General features: G+C 27.5%; 4 protein-coding genes and 1 pseudogene. 4 read left to right on the top strand and 1 reads right to left on the bottom strand.

All coding sequences use genetic code 11. The features are described from left to right. From ACK2WN_RS11895 to ACK2WN_RS11880, 4 genes are all read left to right on the top strand, one after another. The coding region (locus ACK2WN_RS11895) for a VanZ family protein (RefSeq protein WP_416155685.1) at nt 1-719 on the top strand (719 nt) is incomplete at its 5' end. A gap of 373 nt (nt 720-1,092) precedes the next feature. Next, nucleotides 1,093-1,557: a hypothetical protein gene (locus ACK2WN_RS11890; RefSeq protein WP_416155684.1), complete on the top strand. Its 465-nt coding sequence runs from the start codon at nt 1,093-1,095 to the stop codon at nt 1,555-1,557. Between the two features lie 79 nt (nt 1,558-1,636). Beyond that, nucleotides 1,637-1,957 carry a TfoX/Sxy family protein gene (locus ACK2WN_RS11885; protein ID WP_416155683.1) on the top strand — a complete coding sequence of 107 codons (321 nt, stop codon included), beginning with the start codon at nt 1,637-1,639 and terminating at the stop codon, nt 1,955-1,957. Nucleotides 1,958-2,009: 52 nt separating this feature from the next. Next, a complete protein-coding gene (locus tag ACK2WN_RS11880; RefSeq protein ID WP_416155686.1) occupies nt 2,010-2,435 on the top strand; it encodes a hypothetical protein in 426 nt (141 codons plus the stop codon). Here ACK2WN_RS11880 and ACK2WN_RS11875 read toward each other — a convergent pair. Then, nucleotides 2,386-2,487: pseudogene (locus tag ACK2WN_RS11875) on the bottom strand (IS30 family transposase); the annotation flags it as partial. The gene ACK2WN_RS11880 and the pseudogene ACK2WN_RS11875 overlap by 50 nt on opposite strands.

The following is a 2,487-nucleotide window of genomic DNA, read 5'->3' as shown; positions in this document are numbered from 1 at the left end:
AAGGAGTGATACTACGACCTCTATCTTTAATCAGATTATCTCACATAGAAAATGAGATAGGAATGAAAATTAATAAAATTAAATTTAAATATATTATACGAGGAGTGATAAACATGACTTTTATGTTATTTATTCCAATTATTTTAACTGTATTACCTGCATTGATATATCAGGTTGTTATGCTATTTTTCAATAAAAAATCTACTACAAGCCATTATTTATGGACATTTATTATGATGATTTATGTTTATCTTGTATTTTCAGTAACAGGAATTGGATCAATATGGGAGATGATTTCTAAAGGCGGATTAATTACGACATTGCAGCAAGCTAATATTAGTTTTATACCATTTCAGTCAGATGGTGTGTTTACATATATTATGAATGTTATTATGCTTATGCCACTTGGATTTTTACTACCGTATATATGGAAAAATTTTAGAAATCCAATAAAAGTTGCTTTAACAGGTTTAGTTTTTTCTATGTTAATTGAATTTTCGCAGCTTCCAACAAATAGATTAGTGGATATAGATGATTTAATGATGAATGTTTTGGGAACGATTTTTGGTTTTGTAGTTTGGAAAGTAATTGAAAGACACTTTTTCAATAGAAATGAAGAAAAAAGAACTGTTTCATTAGGAAATTTAGAGCCAGTAATTTATCTATTATTAGCTTGGGCTTGTAATTTTTTATTATATAATTGGGAGTGGTTTGTTTAAGTATTTTATATAATTAAATAATCTAGCAAATTTTTGAAAATAAAAAGATAATTATTATATTCAGATATTTGTATTTCTTATAATAGTAAAGTATGTTATAATAAAGAAAGATAAGAATAACAGAAACGATAGCTTTAAAGGTTATTTTTTTCTAAACTTAATAGTTATAGAAAATGTGAAACCACCACTACGGCCAATAGATTGGTGGTTTTTTTTGTTAGCAATATTTAGGTACTCGTTGTTGTGATGGGTACCTTTTTTAATTGAAAATAAAATATTGAGAATTATCTGTTAAATTTATTGTTGGTACATATTGTGGATAGTATAATTGAAATATAAATAAAAAATATAATTTTAATAAGGAGATAATTATATGAAAAAAATAAAATTACTTCTGATATTTTTTGTTATTTGTTTTTCTTTAGTAGGCTGTTCTTCTAATAATTCTCAAACAGAAGAAAATATAGGCGAAAAAGTTATATTTAAATCTACAATTTCTCCAAATGAGGAGTATGTCTCATCTAAAGATGAAATAGTAAATCAAACAATAAAGATAACTCAAAATGAAGAAGGGGAGATTTTTGTAGAAGCCAGTTCGAATTCAGTATTTTTTGAAAAGATGAGTTATTCGGTGGAGTATTATAAAGAGATAGACGAAAAAGATGTAGAAGTAAAATGGCTTACTCTTATGGGAAGTGACAAGCCAAGTAAAGAAAATCAGCTCTGTGTTGCTGATATTATTATAAAAGATGGAGCAGAGGTGGTTAGCGAAAGAAAGGTGAATTTCGCTAAAAAAGCTATTGAAACAATAGCTGAGGATATTACAAGTGAACAATAAGTAATAAAAATATAATAAAGGTATTTTTTAATAAATACATAGGCTAAAATTTAAAATTATTTGAAAGGAAGAAATCACAATGGCATCAAGTAAAGAATACTTAGATTTTATTTTAGAAAAATTATCTGATTTGGAAGAAATTACATATAGATCTATGATGGGTGAGTTTATCATTTATTATAGAGGAAAAATTGTAGGTGGAATTTACGACGATAGATTTCTTGTAAAGCCAGTGAAATCAGCAATTAATTATATGCCGTCAGCTAGATATGAATTGCCTTATGAAGGGGCAAAGGAGATGTTGTTGGTAGATGAGGTTGATGATAAGGAGTTTTTAACCGGATTATTAAATGCAATGTATGATGAATTGCCAGCTCCAAGGAAAAAGAAGAAAAGATAAATTGTAGTATAGACAAATCAAAAAATATAAATTGGAAAGAGAAAATCAAATTATGAAGAAAGAACTTAAACAGATATCAATTATTATTATATTTTTAGTCATTGGATGTGTGATAGGATATTTTGTAGCAGCGGAACAGATAAAACAACTTAGCAATCCTGAGTACATTGCACTTTTAAATAGCAAAGGGATGTCTATTCCAGAGCCAATAGGATTTACAAGAAGCATTATTTCTTTTGGATTATTATTTTCTGGAATACCAACTGGGATAATTTTGTATAGCTACTTATCGTCTAAATGGCTAACATCTAAAGCACCAAAGGTATTAATAGGAGTTATTGCGTTTCCTATTTATGGTTTGATTGGTGCAGTTTGTTCAATTCCTTTTATTGTATATAAGGGAATTTGTATTTTTAAGAGGCGAATTGTCAAGCTAAGTGCAACAGTTTATCATAAAATATCTCGAAGGGTGTTTTAAACCCTAAACATTTTCTTGGTCTAGTATTTAGTTTATACTCAACTAACTGAAC

It is taken from the genome of Peptacetobacter sp. AB800 (assembly GCF_047807365.1).
Lineage (GTDB): Bacteria > Bacillota > Clostridia > Peptostreptococcales > Peptostreptococcaceae > Peptacetobacter.
The sequence above is the reverse complement of the archived record's forward strand: the minus strand, read 5'-3'. Positions and strand labels throughout refer to the sequence as shown.